17 protein-coding genes are annotated in these 17097 nt (G+C 53.9%); 9 read left to right on the top strand and 8 right to left on the bottom strand.

The genetic code is table 11. The annotated features are described in order from the left end of the window. Positions 1-40 precede the first annotated feature (40 nt). Positions 41-1453 carry a glycoside-pentoside-hexuronide (GPH):cation symporter gene (locus ACHHZ6_RS05235; RefSeq protein ID WP_182273766.1) on the top strand — a complete coding sequence of 471 codons (1413 nt, stop codon included), beginning with the start codon at positions 41-43 and terminating at the stop codon, positions 1451-1453. Next, entirely contained in the window at positions 1446-2396 is a 951-nt protein-coding gene (locus ACHHZ6_RS05230) for a family 43 glycosylhydrolase (RefSeq protein WP_395121876.1), read from the top strand. The genes ACHHZ6_RS05235 and ACHHZ6_RS05230 overlap by 8 nt, the downstream gene beginning before the upstream one ends. A gap of 18 nt (positions 2397-2414) precedes the next feature. Here ACHHZ6_RS05230 and ampE read toward each other — a convergent pair whose 3' ends face one another. Both ampE and ampD read right to left on the bottom strand, forming a co-directional pair. Next, the gene (gene ampE / locus ACHHZ6_RS05225; RefSeq protein WP_182273764.1) at positions 2415-3269 is read right to left on the bottom strand and encodes a beta-lactamase regulator AmpE; all 855 of its coding nucleotides are present in this window, start codon (positions 3267-3269) and stop codon (positions 2415-2417) included. A gap of 9 nt (positions 3270-3278) precedes the next feature. Next, positions 3279-3830, bottom strand: a complete 552-nt coding sequence (gene ampD / locus ACHHZ6_RS05220; protein WP_182273763.1) for a 1,6-anhydro-N-acetylmuramyl-L-alanine amidase AmpD — start codon at positions 3828-3830, stop codon at positions 3279-3281. Positions 3831-3917: 87 nt separating this feature from the next. Between ampD and nadC the strand changes: the two genes are divergently transcribed. The 4 genes from nadC to hofC all read left to right on the top strand — a co-directional run bounded on the left by nadC (position 3918) and on the right by hofC (position 7992). Then, the gene (nadC, locus tag ACHHZ6_RS05215) at positions 3918-4811 is read left to right on the top strand and encodes a carboxylating nicotinate-nucleotide diphosphorylase (RefSeq protein ID WP_182273762.1); all 894 of its coding nucleotides are present in this window, start codon (positions 3918-3920) and stop codon (positions 4809-4811) included. A 175-nt stretch (positions 4812-4986) separates the two neighbouring features. Further along, the gene (gene ppdD / locus ACHHZ6_RS05210) at positions 4987-5424 is read left to right on the top strand and encodes a prepilin peptidase-dependent pilin (RefSeq protein WP_395121875.1); all 438 of its coding nucleotides are present in this window, start codon (positions 4987-4989) and stop codon (positions 5422-5424) included. An 11-nt stretch (positions 5425-5435) separates the two neighbouring features. After that, entirely contained in the window at positions 5436-6818 is a 1383-nt protein-coding gene (gspE, locus tag ACHHZ6_RS05205; RefSeq protein ID WP_395121896.1) for a type II secretion system protein GspE, read from the top strand. Continuing rightward, entirely contained in the window at positions 6808-7992 is a 1185-nt protein-coding gene (gene hofC, locus ACHHZ6_RS05200; RefSeq protein WP_395121874.1) for a protein transport protein HofC, read from the top strand. The genes gspE and hofC overlap by 11 nt, the downstream gene beginning before the upstream one ends. A 56-nt stretch (positions 7993-8048) precedes the next feature. Here the strand turns inward: hofC and ACHHZ6_RS05195 are convergent, their stop codons facing one another. Then, positions 8049-9092: a GMP reductase gene (locus ACHHZ6_RS05195; RefSeq protein ID WP_182919406.1), complete on the bottom strand. Its 1044-nt coding sequence runs from the start codon at positions 9090-9092 to the stop codon at positions 8049-8051. Positions 9093-9320: 228 nt separating this feature from the next. Here ACHHZ6_RS05195 and coaE point away from each other — a divergent pair, with 228 nt between their 5' ends. From coaE to yacG, 3 genes are read left to right on the top strand one after another with little or no spacing between them, the layout of a single operon-like run. Beyond that, complete coding sequence (coaE, locus tag ACHHZ6_RS05190) at positions 9321-9941, top strand: dephospho-CoA kinase (RefSeq protein WP_395121873.1); 621 nt, start codon at positions 9321-9323, stop codon at positions 9939-9941. Beyond that, entirely contained in the window at positions 9941-10684 is a 744-nt protein-coding gene (gene zapD, locus ACHHZ6_RS05185; protein WP_182273757.1) for a cell division protein ZapD, read from the top strand. Before coaE ends, zapD begins: the two co-directional genes overlap by 1 nt. Positions 10685-10693: 9 nt before the next feature. Continuing rightward, positions 10694-10888 carry a DNA gyrase inhibitor YacG gene (gene yacG / locus ACHHZ6_RS05180; protein WP_182273756.1) on the top strand — a complete coding sequence of 65 codons (195 nt, stop codon included), beginning with the start codon at positions 10694-10696 and terminating at the stop codon, positions 10886-10888. A 25-nt stretch (positions 10889-10913) separates the two neighbouring features. Here yacG and mutT read toward each other — a convergent pair whose 3' ends face one another. The 5 genes from mutT to ftsZ form a co-directional block, all read right to left on the bottom strand. Beyond that, a complete protein-coding gene (gene mutT, locus ACHHZ6_RS05175; protein ID WP_182273755.1) occupies positions 10914-11315 on the bottom strand; it encodes an 8-oxo-dGTP diphosphatase MutT in 402 nt (133 codons plus the stop codon). A gap of 56 nt (positions 11316-11371) precedes the next feature. After that, positions 11372-14077, bottom strand: a complete 2706-nt coding sequence (secA, locus tag ACHHZ6_RS05170; protein WP_182919403.1) for a preprotein translocase subunit SecA — start codon at positions 14075-14077, stop codon at positions 11372-11374. A 60-nt stretch (positions 14078-14137) separates the two neighbouring features. Then, positions 14138-14641, bottom strand: a complete 504-nt coding sequence (gene secM / locus ACHHZ6_RS05165; protein ID WP_182273753.1) for a secA translation cis-regulator SecM — start codon at positions 14639-14641, stop codon at positions 14138-14140. Between the two features lie 279 nt (positions 14642-14920). Then, a complete protein-coding gene (gene lpxC, locus ACHHZ6_RS05160) occupies positions 14921-15838 on the bottom strand; it encodes a UDP-3-O-acyl-N-acetylglucosamine deacetylase (RefSeq protein WP_182273752.1) in 918 nt (305 codons plus the stop codon). 101 nt (positions 15839-15939) lie between these two features. Then, complete coding sequence (gene ftsZ, locus ACHHZ6_RS05155; protein ID WP_131633946.1) at positions 15940-17091, bottom strand: cell division protein FtsZ; 1152 nt, start codon at positions 17089-17091, stop codon at positions 15940-15942. Between the last annotated feature and the right edge of the window lie 6 nt (positions 17092-17097).

Genomic DNA, 17097 nt, shown 5'->3' with positions numbered 1-17097 from the left:
GCGTTTAATTCTCTCCATACCGTAACCCGGAGAGCTGCCAATGGATAACAACAGACTGTCAGTAAAAGAAAAGATCGGCTATGGGATGGGCGATGCAGGATGCAACATCATCTTCGGTGCCATCATGTTGTTTGTTAACTATTTTTATACAGATATTTTTGGCCTGGCACCTGCACTTGTGGGTGTACTTCTGCTTTCAGTACGCGTGATTGACGCCGTCACTGACCCCATCATGGGGGCAATTGCCGACCGGACCCGCAGTAAATATGGCCGCTTTCGACCCTGGCTGCTGTGGATTGCCCTCCCCTATGCCCTGTTCAGCATTCTGATGTTCACCACGCCAGAGTGGAGTTATAACAGCAAAGTTATCTATGCCTTTGTCACCTACTTCCTGCTCTCGCTGACCTATACGGCCATCAACATTCCGTACTGCTCGCTGGGTGGCGTAATCACCAACGATCCGAAAGAGCGTGTGGCGTGCCAGTCTTACCGGTTTGTCATGGTGGGCATTGCCACACTGTTGCTTTCACTCACGCTGCTACCAATGGCAGACTGGTTTGGAGGAGAGAACAAAGCCAAAGGCTACCAGATGGCGATGACCGTGCTGGCGCTGATTGGCACCTGTATGTTCCTGTTCTGCTTCGCCACCGTGCGCGAGCGCGTGCGTCCGACGGTACAGACTCACGATGAGCTGAAAAACGATCTCAAAGACGTGTGGAAGAACGATCAGTGGGTGCGCATTCTGCTGTTGACGTTGTGCAACGTCTGCCCGGGCTTTATTCGCATGGCGGCAACCATGTATTACGTCACCTGGGTGATGGGTCAGAGTACGCATTTCGCCACGCTGTTTATCAGCCTCGGTGTGGTGGGGATGATGCTCGGCAGTATGCTGGCAAAAGTGCTGACCGATCGCTGGTGTAAGCTGAAAGTGTTCTTCTGGACCAACATTGTGCTGGCGATTTTCTCCTGCGCGTTCTACTTCTTCGACCCGAAAGCCACAGTCACCATTGTGGTGCTCTACTTCCTGTTGAACATCCTGCACCAAATCCCGTCGCCACTGCACTGGTCGCTGATGGCGGATGTCGATGACTATGGTGAGTGGAAAACCGGGAAACGAATTACCGGGATCAGCTTCTCCGGCAACATCTTCTTCCTCAAGCTGGGGCTGGCAATTGCCGGTGCAATGGTTGGCTTCCTGCTCTCCTGGTACGGTTACGACGCCGGTGCGAAAGCGCAAAGTGCGGATGCCATCAACGGGATCGTGCTGCTGTTTACCGTTATTCCGGGTGTGGGCTACCTCATCACGGCGGGCGTGGTGCGTCTGCTGAAGGTAGATCGCGAGACCATGAAACAGATTCAGGATGACCTGGAAAAGCGTCGCACTAACTACCGCGAACTCAATGATTACCAGGCGGCGTTAAGAACAGAACCTAAAGGAGCACCACATGCATAGCTGGCCAAACCCGTTCATCGAACAACGCGCCGATCCGTATATTCTTTTTCACGAAGGGTATTACTACTTTATCGCCTCGGTTCCTGAATATGACCGCCTGGCGCTCCGCCGTGCCGGTTCGCTGGACGGACTACGACGTGCCGATGAGGTGGTCGTATGGCGTAAACCTGACACCGGCCCAATGAGCCAGCTTATCTGGGCACCGGAACTGCATCATATCGACGGCAAGTGGTACATCTATTTTGCGGCCACACACACCCAGGCACTCGACACGCTCGGGATGTTCCAGCACCGCATGTTTGCTCTGGAATGCGCCGACAGCGACCCACTCACCGGCAAGTGGATGGAAAAAGGGCAAATCCAGACGCCGTTCGACACCTTTGCACTGGATGCCACCACCTTTATACACCAGGGCAAACGCTGGTACCTGTGGGCGCAAAAAACCCCGGATATCGCCGGTAACTCCAACCTCTATCTCTGTGAAATGGAGAACCCCTGGACGCTTAAAGGCGAACCGGTGATGCTCAGTAAACCGGAGTATGACTGGGAGTGCCGCGGTTTTTGGGTCAACGAAGGTCCGGCGGTGCTGATGCATGGTGACAAACTGTTTATCAGCTACTCCGCCAGCGCGACCGATGAGAACTACTGCATGGGGTTACTGTGGATAGACAGGAACGCCGACCCGCAAAACCCGACAAACTGGCATAAAACCTCACACCCGGTATTTGTCACCAGCGACGAAAACCGCCAGTATGGACCAGGCCATAACAGCTTCACTCAAACGCCGGAAGGGGAAGATGTGCTGGTGTATCACGCACGTAACTACACTGAAATTGAGGGCGACCCGCTTTACGATCCGAATCGCCATACCCGCCTGAAGCTCATCCACTGGGATGAAAACGGGATGCCTGATTTTGGCATCCCACCTGCTGATACGCTTTAACCGCTACGGCGCGCTGGCTTAAACCAGCGTGCCGTAAATGGTCAGCAGCGCCACCACAACCACCACGACAAACGATGTTTTCTTCGCCATCGAGACGGCAGATTTTGGTGTTTCAATCTTGTCGGTATGCGGCTCGCGCGCCAGAGAGAACTGCGCCAGGCGCGTTAACACCTGGTATTGCGACGTATGGCGGTCGGTAAGGGACACGAACCACGCGGGCAGCGCTTTTTCACCGTGACCAATTAGCGCGTACACCACACCAACCAGGCGTACCGGAAGCCAGTCAAGCACATGCAGAATGGCATCAATACCGGCCTGCAGGCGCTCATGCGGCGTAAGATAACGGGCAAGCCAGGTCTGCCAGGCGCGCAGGAAGGCGTACCCCATCAGCAAAACCGGCCCCCACGGGCCGCCCACCACGAACCAGAACAGCGGTGCAAGGTAGAAGCGGAAGTTAATCCACAGCAGGGCATTTTGCAGCTCACGCAGAAACTCACGTTCATTGCAGTCCGGCGGGACGCCGTGGATCATGGTTAACTCGCTCGCCATTGCGCTACGCGCATGGGCATCATCATGGGATGCGGCTTTCAGATACGCGTGGTAGTGCAAACGAACCTTGCCCGCCCCAATGCACAACACGCCGAGCAGGATCCACAACACCAGCAACGGCACGTTGAAAAAGAGGCCATGAAGTGACCGCAATAGCAGGAACGTAATGGCCATTACACCTGCGGTCATCAGCAACGTACGCAGCATGGAAAAATGCGTAATCCGGCGGAAAAGCACCTCCAGCCGGTGATCCAGTTGCCAGTGCTCACCGAGTTTGAACAGACGTTCAGCGATGATAACCAACAGCATGGTAAACAACGTCATGTTATCTCCTTACTCAGACGAAGCGCTCAGCAAGGCGCGAAACCGGGCCCAGTCAAACGCCGGGCCGGGGTCGGTTTTTCTTGCTGGGGCGATATCACTGTGCCCCGTTATGTTCTCAGCAATGGCGGGGTACAACCCAATCAATGCACGTGTCACACACACCAGTTGCTGATACTGTGCATCGGTGTAGGGCGTCGTGTCAGTACCTTCCAGTTCAATTCCAATGGAGAAATCATTGCAGCGCTCGCGTCCCTGATAAACCGATACACCCGCATGCCAGGCGCGCTTATCAAAAGGAACATACTGAACAACTTCACCATCGCGACGGATCAGACAGTGAGCCGACACGCGCAGATGCGCAATTTCAGCAAAAAAAGGATGGGCATTGGGATCTATCGTTCCCGTGAATAGCGCATCGATCCACGGGCCACCAAACTCACCTGGCGGGAGACTAATATTATGAACCACCAGCAGTGTGGGCTTTTCATCCTCCGGGCGGCAATCGTGGTGCGGCGAGGGCACATGCCGCGCATCCACCAGCCATCCGTTTTCTAACAACATGCTGGAACTCCTTATGTATGGTGCTGTTACTCGGTTCAGAGTAGCATGTTTCAATATTATGATTCGTTACCAATTTGGAGTTTTATCATGCCGCCTCGCCGCTACAACCCCGACCACCGACGTGAAGCGCTTCTGGAACGTATTAATATGGATATTCCGGCAAGCGTTGCCCATGCTCTGAAAGAAGATCTGGGCGGTGACGTTAACGCCGACAAAGATATTACCGCACAATTATTGCCAAAAGAGACACACTCGCACGCCGTGATTATCACCCGCGAAGACGGCGTTTTTTGTGGTAAGCGCTGGGTTGAAGAGGTCTTTACTCAACTGGCCGGCGACGATGTACAAATCACCTGGCATGTCGCTGATGGCGATACCGTTAAGGCAAATCAACCGCTGTTCGAGCTGGATGGCCCATCCCGTGTGCTGCTCACCGGTGAACGTACCGCCCTCAACTTTGTGCAAACCTTGTCGGGCGTGGCCAGCGAAGTACGTCGCTATGTTGACCTGCTGGTTGGTACCCGCACACAGTTGCTGGACACCCGCAAAACGCTGCCGGGCCTGCGCACTGCGCTGAAGTACGCAGTATTATGCGGCGGCGGTGCAAACCATCGTCTGGGGTTATCCGACGCCTTCCTGATTAAAGAGAATCACATCATTGCTTCTGGCTCTGTACGTCAGGCAGTGGAAAAAGCGTTCTGGCTCCACCCGGATGTGCCGGTCGAAGTGGAAGTCGAAAACCTGGAAGAGCTGGAGCAGGCCATTAAGGCCGGAGCCGATATCATCATGCTGGATAACTTTGAAACCGGGCAGATGCGCGAGGCGGTAAAACGCAATAATGGCCGGGCCCAGCTGGAAGTATCCGGTAACGTTACATTCGAAACCATCCGTGAGTTCGCGGAAACCGGCGTCGATTACATCTCCGTCGGTGCACTCACCAAACACGTACGTGCCCTCGACCTCTCAATGCGTTTCAAATAATAGTGCTTCCCCTCTCCGCCCGGAGAGGGGAAACGTCAGGCCCGCTCGCAAATCTGCTGTTCGTCTCTGCAACCCTGAGCTAAATCCCTGAAAGCCCCTTCACATTCCCTCTTTTGCCTCTCGTTTCTGCCCCTTTGTGCTGCCAGAGTAGCGCCACTTAACCAAAGGAGCTGACATGAACAGACAACAAGGATTTACGCTCATTGAGTTGATGGTGGTGATCGGCATTATTGCCATCCTGAGCGCCATTGGCGTGCCCGCATACCAGAACTATCTGCGCAAAGCGGCATTGACCGACATGCTGCAAACCTTCATCCCGTATCGTACTGCCATTGAGCTTTGCGCACTGGATCATGGCGGTGTGGAAAGCTGTGACGGAGGCAGTAATGGCATCCCTTCTCCCACAACTACACGCTATGTCTCAGGAATGAGTGTGGTGAAAGGCATCGTGATATTAACGGGCCAGGAAAGTCTGAACGGGCTTGACGTGGTCATGACGCCACAATGGAACGATGGCAACGGCATGACGGGCTGGACGCGTGACTGCACTATCAGTAACGACAGCGCGCTCAAACAGGCCTGTGAAGACATCTTCCGCTTCGACAATAACTGACAGGAGGGATGATGAATTCAGAACAACTCGTCGCTCTGTGCCAGCGTCATCACGCCGTACTACTGACCAGCGATACCGACATGATTAACATTGCCGTGGTGGGAAACCCCGGCACCGAACTGATGGAAGCCCTGCGCTTCGCGACCCAAAAACGCATTGATATCGAGTGCTGGAGTATTGAGCGCATGGAAAAACACCGGCAGATGACCTCACACACGCATCTGCCCGTCGTACCAGACTCACGCTCAGCGGTGGATATCCTCAACCACACGCTACAGCTGGCAATAAACCAGCGCGCATCCGACATCCACATCGAACCCATGGAGCACGCCTGCCAGATCCGCTTACGTATTGACGGCGTGCTGTGCCCACAACCGCCACTCTCCGCAACGCTGGCGACCATGCTCAGCGCGCGCTTAAAAGTATTGGGTAATCTGGATATTGCGGAACGCCGCTTACCCCAGGATGGGCAGTTTACGGTTGAACTGGCAAACGAGCCGGTCTCTTTCCGCATCGCCACGCTTCCCTGTAGCGGTGGTGAGAAAATTGTGCTGCGCCTGCTTCATCAGGTTCAACAGGCGCTGGAACCTGGAAAGCTGGGGATGAGAGCAGAGCAACTGGCCTGCTTTACCGGGGTGCTCCATAACCCTCAGGGGCTGATTCTGGTCACGGGACCTACCGGCAGCGGCAAAACCGTGACGTTATACAGCGCGTTGCAGGCGCGAAACACCCCGGACGTCAACATCTGCAGTGTGGAAGATCCGATTGAGATCCCACTGGCAGGGTTGAACCAGACGCAGATTAACCCACGTGCGGGCTTAACCTTTCAGAGCGTACTGAGGGCACTTCTGCGCCAGGATCCCGACATTATCATGGTGGGTGAAATTCGCGACGGTGAAACGGCAGAAATCGCCATCAACGCCGCACAGACCGGGCACCTGGTGCTGTCAACGCTGCACACCAACTCAACGGCTGAAGCCCTGGTTCGCCTGCAACAAATGGGGGTTGCTCGCTGGATGCTCTCCTCTGCGTTATCACTGGTGATTGCCCAGCGGCTGGTACGTCGTCTGTGTCCACATTGCCGACAGGAAACCAGCGACCACACAGAATTACCGCGTGCAGTATGGCCCCGCCCGCTCCCGCGCTGGCAACCTGCAGGTTGCGAGCGCTGCTATCACGGGTTTTATGGCCGCGTCGCCATTTTTGAAGTGCTCGCCATCGACAACACACTCCGGCAGGCCATTGCCAGCGGGGCGGCGACAGAGGTGATAGAAGCCAGCGCCCGACAGGCGGGAATGACATCTTTATTTGAACATGGCTGCATGGCCGTTGAGCAAGGGCTGACCACGCTCGAAGAGCTGCTGCGCGTACTGGGAATGCCCGATGGCATCTAATCATCTCTGGCGCTGGCGCGCGCTTTCTCTTGAAGGAGAACCCCAGAACGGGACTCTTTTAGCCCCTGACCGTGAAGCGGCCTTCGCCAGATTGATGAACAAAGGGCTACACCCTCTGACGCTCACCCGGTGCTCACAGGGGCAACGCTGGCGATCCCATCACTGCTACGAGATGTTCCGCCAGCTCGCCACACTTTTGCAGGCGGGTCTGACGTTATCTCACAGCCTGCAAATGCTGGCAGACCAGCATCCGGTACAACAATGGCAGGCGTTGCTGCAAAGCATCGCCGATGATCTTAGCGAAGGGTGCAATTTCTCAGAGGCACTGCAAAAATGGCCTGCAGTATTTAACCCGCTTTATGTTTCTATGGTGAAAACAGGCGAGCTGACGGGAAAACTGGAAGTGTGCTGTCGCCAGCTTGCCCGGCAACAAAAATCTCAGCAGCAACTCAGTGCGAAAGTGAAAAAGGCACTGCGCTACCCGATGATCATCCTGACGCTGGCAGTCCTCGTCGTGCTGGCAATGGTTACGCTGGTCTTACCGGAATTTGCCGCGATCTACAGGACGTTTAACACGCCGCTTCCCCTGCTGACGCAGATGGTCATGGAGTTGGCAGCCTTTATACAGTCCTACGCCATCGCCCTGTTCATGGCACTGCTTCTGCCAGTTGCCATCGCATATAGCCTGCGGCGACATCCTCGCTGGCAGCGAACGCTGTTGCTCATCCCCGTTCTGGGCGCGCTGGCAAGAGGGCAAAAACTGGGGCAAATATTTACCGTGCTGTCACTCACACAGCAGGCTGGCATTGCATTTTTACAGGGGCTGGAGAGTGCAGAAGACGCCGTTGAGAGCCAGTACTGGCAAGAGAAACTGCGGAACATTCGGGAAGATATCGAAAAGGGTATGCCCGTCTGGTCATCATTCCAGAAGGCGGCAGTCTTTACACCGTTGTGTATTCAACTGGTGCGAACAGGTGAAATATCAGGAGCGCTCGACGTCATGCTGGAGAACCTTGCTCGTCACCACACCGAGCAAACCTTTCAGCTGGCCGATAGCCTGGCGGCGCTTCTGGAACCTTTACTTCTGATAGTGACGGGCGTCATCATCGGCACGCTGGTCGTGGCGATGTATCTGCCGATTTTCCATCTGGGGGATGCGATGAGTGCGGGATAGCGCTGGCGCACGAACATACCCTGAATAATGACGGGGATATGCGCCAGCGAAAGCCATTACAGGCTATTGAATACGCGGTTTTCCTGCTCCTGAACGCGGATAAATGTCGTGCGTTTAGTCAGCTCTTTCAGGCGGGATGCACCAACGTAGGTACAGGCAGAACGCAGACCGCCGAGAATGTCGAGTGCCGTATTATCCACCGGGCCACGCAGAGGCAGCTTCACGGTTTTACCTTCTGCCGCGCGGTATTTTGCCACGCCACCAACGTGACGGGTCATCGCGGATTCAGAGCTCATGCCGTAGAACAGCATAAATTTCTCGCCATTCTCTTCAACCACGGTACCACCGCTCTCTTCGTGCCCTGCCAGCATTCCGCCGAGCATCACAAAGTCTGCGCCGCCGCCAAAGGCTTTAGCAACATCACCCGGCATAGTACAACCGCCGTCACTGATGATCTGACCGCCCAGACCATGCGCGGCATCGGCACACTCAATCACGGCAGACAGCTGCGGGTAACCCACACCGGTTTTCACGCGAGTGGTACACACGGAGCCCGGGCCAATGCCCACTTTCACGATATCCGCGCCAGAGAGGATCAGCTCTTCACACATTTCACCGGTCACCACGTTGCCCGCGATGATGGTTTTGCCCGGCCACGCTTCACGCGCTTTACTGACGAACTGCACGAAGTGTTCTGAATAACCATTCGCGACATCAATACATACAAAGTTGAGCGCCGGGTTAGCATTCAGGATCTGATTGGTTTTTTCGAAATCTGCATCGGATGTGCCGGTTGAGACCATCACATGCTTCACCACATCTTCGGATGCCGCTGCAACAAACGCATTCCACTCTTCCGGGCTGTAGTGTTTGTGTACTGCGGTGAGAACATCGAATTTCGCCAGTGCGGTCGCCATCGCGAAGGTTCCGACAGTGTCCATGTTAGCAGCAATGATCGGCACGCCAGACCAGGTCTGACCGGAGTGTTTAAAGGTGAATTGACGTTCGAGTTCAACGTCTGAGCGACTTTTCAGTGTAGAGCGTTTAGGGCGGATAAGAACGTCTTTGAAACCTAACTTCAGATCTTCTTCGATACGCATGTGCAGATTCCTGGGGTTAGAAGCAAATATGTTAAAAGCACAACTCCAGTGACGCTATCATACGCACTAATACCTGCTCCGCAAGACTGCGAAATTCTCTTTTTTTACGCTACAATCCTATAAATTTACCTGGTAAAAAGCCGGTAAAGAGAACTAAACATTTGCGGGCGCACGCTTAAATTTCAACCAACTGATTTTAATAATGAATAATTCCCAGGATTTGATTTAATGGGGTATATCGTCGCATTAACCGGCGGCATCGGTAGTGGCAAAAGTACCGTTGCGGACGCATTTTCTCGTCTGGGTATCACAATTATTGATGCTGATATCATTGCCCGTCAGGTGGTAGAGCCTGATACACTCGCACTAAAGGCCATTGAGGCGCATTTTGGCCCGACAATCATTAACGCAGATGGCACGCTTAATCGCCGCCAGCTTCGTGAATGTATTTTTTCTGATCCTTCAGAAAAAAGCTGGCTCAATGCCCTGCTCCATCCCATTATCCATCAGGAAACCCAGCGTCAGATTGCCGCAGCCATCTCGCCCTATGTTCTGTGGGTGGTTCCGTTGCTGGTAGAGAATAGCCTTCAGAATAAAGCCGATCGGGTTCTGGTCATTGATGTTTCGCCCGAAACGCAGGTCCAGCGAACCGTGGCACGCGACCATGTCTCGCGCGAACATGCTGAACAAATCCTTGCCGCTCAGGCTACGCGCACTCAGCGTCTTGCCGTTGCGGATGATGTTATTGATAATAACGGCGCACCAGATGCCATTGCATCGGATGTTGCCCGTCTGCACGAGCAGTATCTGACGTTCGCCGCGCAGGCCGTTGCACAGGAAAAACCATAATGTCTACTCATATCCTTTTTGAGCACCCGCTTAATGAAAAAATGCGTACCTGGCTGCGTATTGAATTTCTCATTCAACAGCTCTCACAACATCTGCCTGTCAACGATCACGCCACTGCGCTGCATTTCTTCCGCAACGTGGGCGATCTGCTGGATGTGATTGAACGCGGTGACGTCCGCACTGAATTGCTGAAAGAGCTGGAGCGCCAGCAGCGTAAACTGCAGGCCTGGGCGGAAGTTCCGGGCGTTGACCAAAGCCGGATAGACTCCCTGCGTCAGCAGTTGAAAAATAGCAGCAGCATCCTGATGGCTGCCCCCCGTGTAGGGCAATTTTTGCGCGAAGATCGCTTAATTGGTCTGGTACGCCAACGGCTGAGTATTCCAGGTGGATGCTGTAGCTTTGACCTGCCAACACTCCACATGTGGTTGCATATGCCCCAGGAGCAGCGTGATGCGCAGGTTGAAAGCTGGATGACAAGTCTGGAACCAATGCATCAGGCGTTATCGCTGATCCTCGATCTTATCCGCAATTCAGCACCTTTCCGTAAGCAAACCAGTCTGAACGGTTTCTATCAGGATAATGGTGATGATGCCGATCTGTTGCGCCTGAATTTGTCTCTCAGTGACGAACTCTATCCGCAAATTTCCGGGCATAAGAGCCGTTTTGCGATCCGCTTTATGCCGCTGGACAGCGAAAATGGCACCGTGCCGGAGCGTCTCGATTTTGAACTGGCCTGTTGTTAAGGAGTGCCGATGTCTGACGTCACAACCGTAAACTGCCCGACCTGTGGGAAAACTGTCGTCTGGGGCGAAGTGAGTCCGTTTCGCCCGTTCTGTTGTAAGCGCTGCCAGTTAATCGACCTGGGAGAATGGGCGGCGGAAGAGAAACGCATTCCAAGTGAAGGCACCCTCTCTGACAGTGATGACTGGAGTGAAGAGCAGCGGTAGCGTTCAACGCCTGCTGGCACGTCGCTTAGCAGGCCTGGGGTTTTACCACTAATCGCTGGATAACAGGTTCGTTTGCCGGAGGGAATCTTTCGGCATCGCTTGCCTGAAGCTCAATCCAGTTACCCGGTTGTCCCTCTTTACCCCAGGGTTCACCTTCCCAACTTTCCACCAGCCAGAACCACAGTGTGATGTGCCTGTCCGGGAACTGGTATTCGAGTTTATCAAACAGCGTTGCACCCAGTGGGGTTATTCCCACCTCTTCCTGAAGTTCACGAACCAGCGCCTGTTCCGGTGTTTCACCTGACTCGATTTTCCCACCAGGAAATTCCCACTTGTTCGCCATATGGGCGTCGGCGGCACGCTGGGTGATAAAAATTTGGTTTTGCGGGTTGCGAATAATCCCGACGGCAATTTGCAGTATTTTCATATTGTGACTTCCATAAAAAAGGCGCAGATTTCTGCGCCTTTTTGTTTTTTATGATCTTAGTTCAGACGACCGTGGCACGCCTTGTATTTTTTACCGGAACCACATGGGCATGGATCGTTACGCCCTACTTTACGATCGCCGGTCTGCGCTGCGATCGCCGCAGCAGCTTCGCTGTCGTCAGTCTGGTGGCTCAGCTGTTGCATCTGCGCCAGACGTTCAGCCTCTTCACGACGCTGTTGTTCCATCGCTTCCACTTCTTCCGGCATACGCACCTGGACTTTGCTCAGGGTGCTGATCACTTCATACTTCAGCGATTCCAGCATAGAAGCAAACATAGAGAAGGATTCACGCTTGTATTCCTGCTTCGGATCTTTCTGCGCATAGCCACGCAGGTGGATACCCTGACGCAGGTAGTCCATTGCCGCCAGGTGTTCTTTCCACAGGGAGTCCAGCGTCTGCAGCATCACACCTTTCTCGAAGTGGCGCATCATCTCAGCACCAACCACCTCTTCCTTACGCTTGTAAACCTCCAGTGCGGTTTCGTAGATACGTTCGCGCAGGGTTTCTTCATGCAGCTCAGGCTCTTTGTCCAGCCACTCTTTGATTGGCAGCTCAAGGTCGAAGTCGTTTTTCAGGCGTTCCTGCAGGCCTTCGATATCCCACATCTCTTCCAGAGACTGAGGTGGAATGTGCGCGTCGATAGTCGCTTTGAACACGTCTTCGCGGATGCTGTTGATGGTTTCGCTTACATCAGACACATCCAGCAGTTCGTTACGTTGGGTGTAGATCGCGCGGCGCTGATCGTTAGCAACGTCATCGTATTCCAGCAGTTGTTTACGAATATCGAAGTTGCGGCTTTCCACTTTACGCTGTGCATTGGCAATCGCTTTGGTCACCCACGGGTGCTCAATGGCTTCGCCTGGTTTCATACCCAGTTTACGCATCATGCCGGAAACACGGTCGGAGGCGAAAATACGCATCAGCGCATCTTCCATAGACAGGTAGAAGCGGGAAGAACCGGCATCACCCTGACGACCCGCACGGCCACGCAGCTGGTTATCGATACGGCGAGATTCATGACGCTCAGTACCAATGATGTGCAGACCGCCAGAAGCCAGAACCGCATCATGGCGAACCTGCCAGTCTGCTTTAATCTGGGCAATCTGTTCTGGCGTTGGGTTTTCCAGCTCCGCCACTTCGGCCTGCCAGCTACCACCCAGCATAATGTCGGTACCACGACCAGCCATGTTGGTGGCGATGGTCACAGCAGCCGGGTAACCCGCCTGCGCGACAATGTCCGCTTCTTTGGCGTGGAACTTGGCGTTCAGTACGTTGTGTTTGATACCCGCTTTGGTCAACTCATTCGAAACCACTTCGGATTTCTCGATGGAGATGGTACCCACCAGCACCGGCTGGCCGTTAGCGGTACGTTCACGAATATCTTCGATGATGGCCTGAATTTTTTCCGCTTCGGTCATGTACACCAGATCCGCCATATCCTTACGGATCATTGGACGGTTGGTTGGCACCACCACGGTATCCAGTTTGTAGATGGAGCTGAACTCAAACGCTTCGGTATCTGCCGTACCGGTCATCCCCGCCAGCTTCTCGTACAGACGGAAATAGTTCTGGAAGGTGATGGACGCCAGCGTCTGGTTTTCGTTTTGAATATCAACGCCTTCTTTGGCTTCAACAGCCTGGTGCAGGCCGTCAGACCAGCGACGACCCTGCATGGTACGGCCAGTGTGTTCATCAACGATGATGACTTCGCCGTCTTTCACGATGTAGTCGACATCACGCGTGAACAGCGCATGAGCGCGCAGTGCCGCCGTCACGTGGTGCATCAGCATGATGTTGCTCGGGGAATACAGGGATTCACCCTCGTCCATGATGTCCTGCGCAACCAGCAGTTCTTCAATTTTCACCAGACCGCGTTCAGTCAGGTTCACCTGGCGTGCTTTTTCATCTACGGAGAAATGGCCTTCACCCTGGAAGGTATCGGAGTCTTCTTTCTCCTGGCGCAGCAGGTGTGGAATGATTTTGTCGACTTTACGGTACATGTCAGAGCTGTCTTCGGCCGGGCCGGAGATGATCAGCGGAGTACGCGCTTCATCTATCAGGATGGAGTCCACCTCATCCACCAGCGCATAGTGCAGTTTACGCTGTACACGCTCTTCAGGGCTGAACGCCATGTTGTCACGCAGGTAATCGAAGCCGTATTCGTTGTTGGTACCGTAGGTGATGTCTGCATTATACGCATCACGCTTGGCTGGCGCTGGCAGGCCGGACATGTTGATGCCCACGGTCATGCCTAAGAATTCGAACAGAGGACGGTTATTTTCGGCGTCACGCTGTGCCAGGTAGTCGTTGACGGTAACGACGTGAACGCCTTTACCGCTCAGTGCGTTGAGGTATGCAGGCAGCGTTGCCGTCAGGGTTTTACCTTCACCGGTACGCATTTCTGCGATGCAGCGATCGTTAAGCACCATACCACCCAGCAGCTGTACGTCGAAGTGTCGCATACCGAACACGCGCTTACTCGCTTCACGCACAACAGCAAAAGCTTCCGGGATCAGGTTTTCTAAGGATTCACCCTTTTCCAGACGCGCACGGAATTCGGCGGTTTTCGCTTTCAGCTCATCGTCAGACAGCTTCTCCATCGCCGGTTCCATACCATTGATGACGGTGACGGCTTTACGCATACGGCGCAGGGTACGATCGTTACGACTACCAAAAACTTTGGTCAATAATTTGATTAACATAATAAATTCTCAAACGCCCCATAATGGGCAGATAAATTAAGGTATTGAAAAAGCGTTAATTTAGCTGAGGCGTTGAGGCCCGGCGCGAATGCCGTGAACCTGGCTAATCCATGTCGAGACAGAGAATGTGACCGGTGGAACGAATACGATTTGCGCCGTCTGACGAACCATAACCGGCGGCTGGCTGTCCTGCGTGAGCAGCGCGTTGAGCGTGTCCAGCAAGGCAAGGTGCTGAGCCTGAACCGGCAGCGTCTCTTCTGCCACAGGCATCGCCTGCGGTGCCATCGCAAAGGACAGGTGGCGGATAACCGTACGAATGGCGTGCTGATGCCAGTAATCAACCGAGAAATTCGGGCGGCGATTAGCTTCCAGCAATGCAAGGTTAGTAAAGTTAACCCGCGTGGTGAGATCGTGTTTGGTTGTGGAGGTCTTCGTCGGTGTTGCCGCTTCAGCGCTGTTGCTGAGCGCAGGCAAGCCGAGGCTCGCCGCGACCATCCCTAATAAGAGATGCGGCCAGAAGTAACGTCTGCCAAATTGTCGCCAGCGCGTCAGTATTCCGCTCACCTGCTCCACCACATAAGCCAGCCTTGTACAGGCTGAGTTCAGTTATTCTTTTTAGCGCCCAGATATTACCACTAAAGCCAGTACACAGCAGCAGGAATGACGTATCGCAGCGGGGAAAAACGGTCAAGAATGCAGCTAACGCACAGATTTTCCACGCCCGACAAGCGAGAGGAAGAACGGGAGCAAAAAAGAAGAAGGGTAAAAATAAAAACGACTGGTCTTCCTGGCCGGAGAGAGTACCAGGTTAACCAGTCGATTTTTTACGAACGGTGTAAACCGTTACGCCAGAACCATGCTTGGTGCTTTGAAAGCCAGCGGCAGTTCAGCGTCATCCTGGAAGGTCACATATTCCCAGGCTTCCTGTTTTGCCAGGACGGCCTGCAACAATTTGTTGTTCAGTGCATGACCGGATTTAAACGCGGTAAATGCACCAATGATATTGTGACCACACATGAACAGGTCGCCGATCGCATCCAGCATTTTGTGACGAACGAATTCATCTTCGAAACGCAGACCGTCTTCGTTCAGTACGCGATAATCGTCAACAACGATGGCACAATCGAAGCTGCCGCCCAGGCACAGGCCACGGGACTGCAGATATTCGATATCACGCATAAAGCCGAAAGTACGTGCACGACTGATCTGGCGCATAAACGCATCAGCTGAGAAGTTCATCGCATAGCGCTGGGTGCTGGAGTCAATCGCCGGATGGTTAAAGTCGATGGTAAAGTCCAACGAGAAACCATTGTACGGTTTGAATTCAGCCCACTTGTCGCCATCTTCGACGCGAACAGTCTCTTTGATGCGAACAAATTTCTTCGCGCAGTTCAGTTCTTCGATGCCAGCATCCAGCAACAGATAAACGAACGGAGCAGCACTACCATCCATGATCGGGATTTCTGGCGCATCGACTTCAATAACAATGTTGTCGATACCCAGGCCCGCCAGGGCGGCGTTCAGATGCTCTACGGTAGAAATCCGCACGTCATGCTCGTTCACCAGGCAAGTACAGAGCATAGTATCACGCACAGATTTGGCATCGGCCGGAAAATCTACCGGTGGATTCAAGTCGGTGCGACGATAGATGACCCCGGTATTGGCCGGCGCAGGGCGCAACGTCAGGGTGACTTTCTTGCCGGTATGTAAACCGACGCCAGTCGCCTGAACGATACGTTTAAGTGTCCTTTGTTTGATCATCGTATAATCTCGCCAAATTAACTATCCAACCGAGAGTGTATATCACTATCGGTGGGCCAGTTTAGCACAAAGAGCGAAAATCCCCAAATTCCAGCCAATTCTTAGTCAGCTTGCTTACGCAGGAACGCCGGAATATCCAGATAATCTGGCTCTTTTGCCGTTTGTGGAGTGGTATCGTTAACCACTTTCGCCGCTGGTTTCTGCTCTTGAGTCAGAGGAGCCATACCGTGCTGCTGGTAACGATCCATGACCGGCTGCTGAGTCTGCTTGTTGGTCACCAGAGTGATCTCAGGACGCTTGTCCATACCGATACCGGTGGCAACAACAGTCACGCGCAGCTCGTCGTTCATTTCCGGGTCAAGGGATGTACCGATTACCACGGTAGCGTTGTCAGAGGCGAACGCACGGATGGTGTTACCCACGGTTTCGAACTCATCCAGACGCAGGTCAAAGCCAGCGGTAATGTTGACCAGCACGCCGCGCGCACCAGACAGGTCGATATCTTCCAGCAGTGGAGAAGAGATAGCCATTTCAGCAGCTTCTTCCGCACGGTCTTCACCGCTCGCTACGCCAGAACCCATCATCGCGTAGCCCATTTCGGACATCACGGTGCGAACGTCTGCAAAGTCAACGTTCATCAGGCCAGGACGGGTAATCAGTTCAGCGATACCCTGAACCGCGCCTTTCAGCACGTCGTTGGCTGCACCAAAGGCATCCAGCAGGGAGATACCGCGACCCAGAACTTTCAACAGTTTGTCGTTCGGGATGGTAATCAGAGAGTCCACGTGTTTGGACAGCTCGGTGATACCCTGCTCCGCGAAAGCCATACGCTTCTTGCCTTCAAAGTTGAAAGGCTTAGTCACGACAGCAACGGTCAGAATACCTAAATCTTTTGCTACTTCGGCCACAACAGGTGCCGCGCCGGTACCGGTACCGCCGCCCATGCCCGCTGCGATAAAGACCATGTCCGCACCTTCCAGTGCAGCACGCAGGGCCTCGCGATCTTCTTCAGCCGCATTGCGACCCACTTCCGGGTTAGCCCCAGCGCCCAGACCTTTGGTGATACCACCACCAATCTGGATAGTCTGGCCTACAGCCGTCTTACGCAATGCCTGTGCATCGGTGTTGACCGCAAAGAATTCAACGCCTTCAATGCGCTCACGCACCATATGCTCTACGGCATTACCGCCGCCGCCACCGACGCCGATGACTTTAATCACCGCGTCGTTGGTTAATTCCATTGGTTCAAACATAGTTTC

This window comes from Enterobacter cloacae complex sp. 2024EL-00214, from assembly GCF_043945575.1.
Classification (GTDB): Bacteria; Pseudomonadota; Gammaproteobacteria; order Enterobacterales; family Enterobacteriaceae; genus Enterobacter; species Enterobacter cloacae_P.
This window is presented reverse-complemented; position numbering and strand designations above follow the sequence as displayed.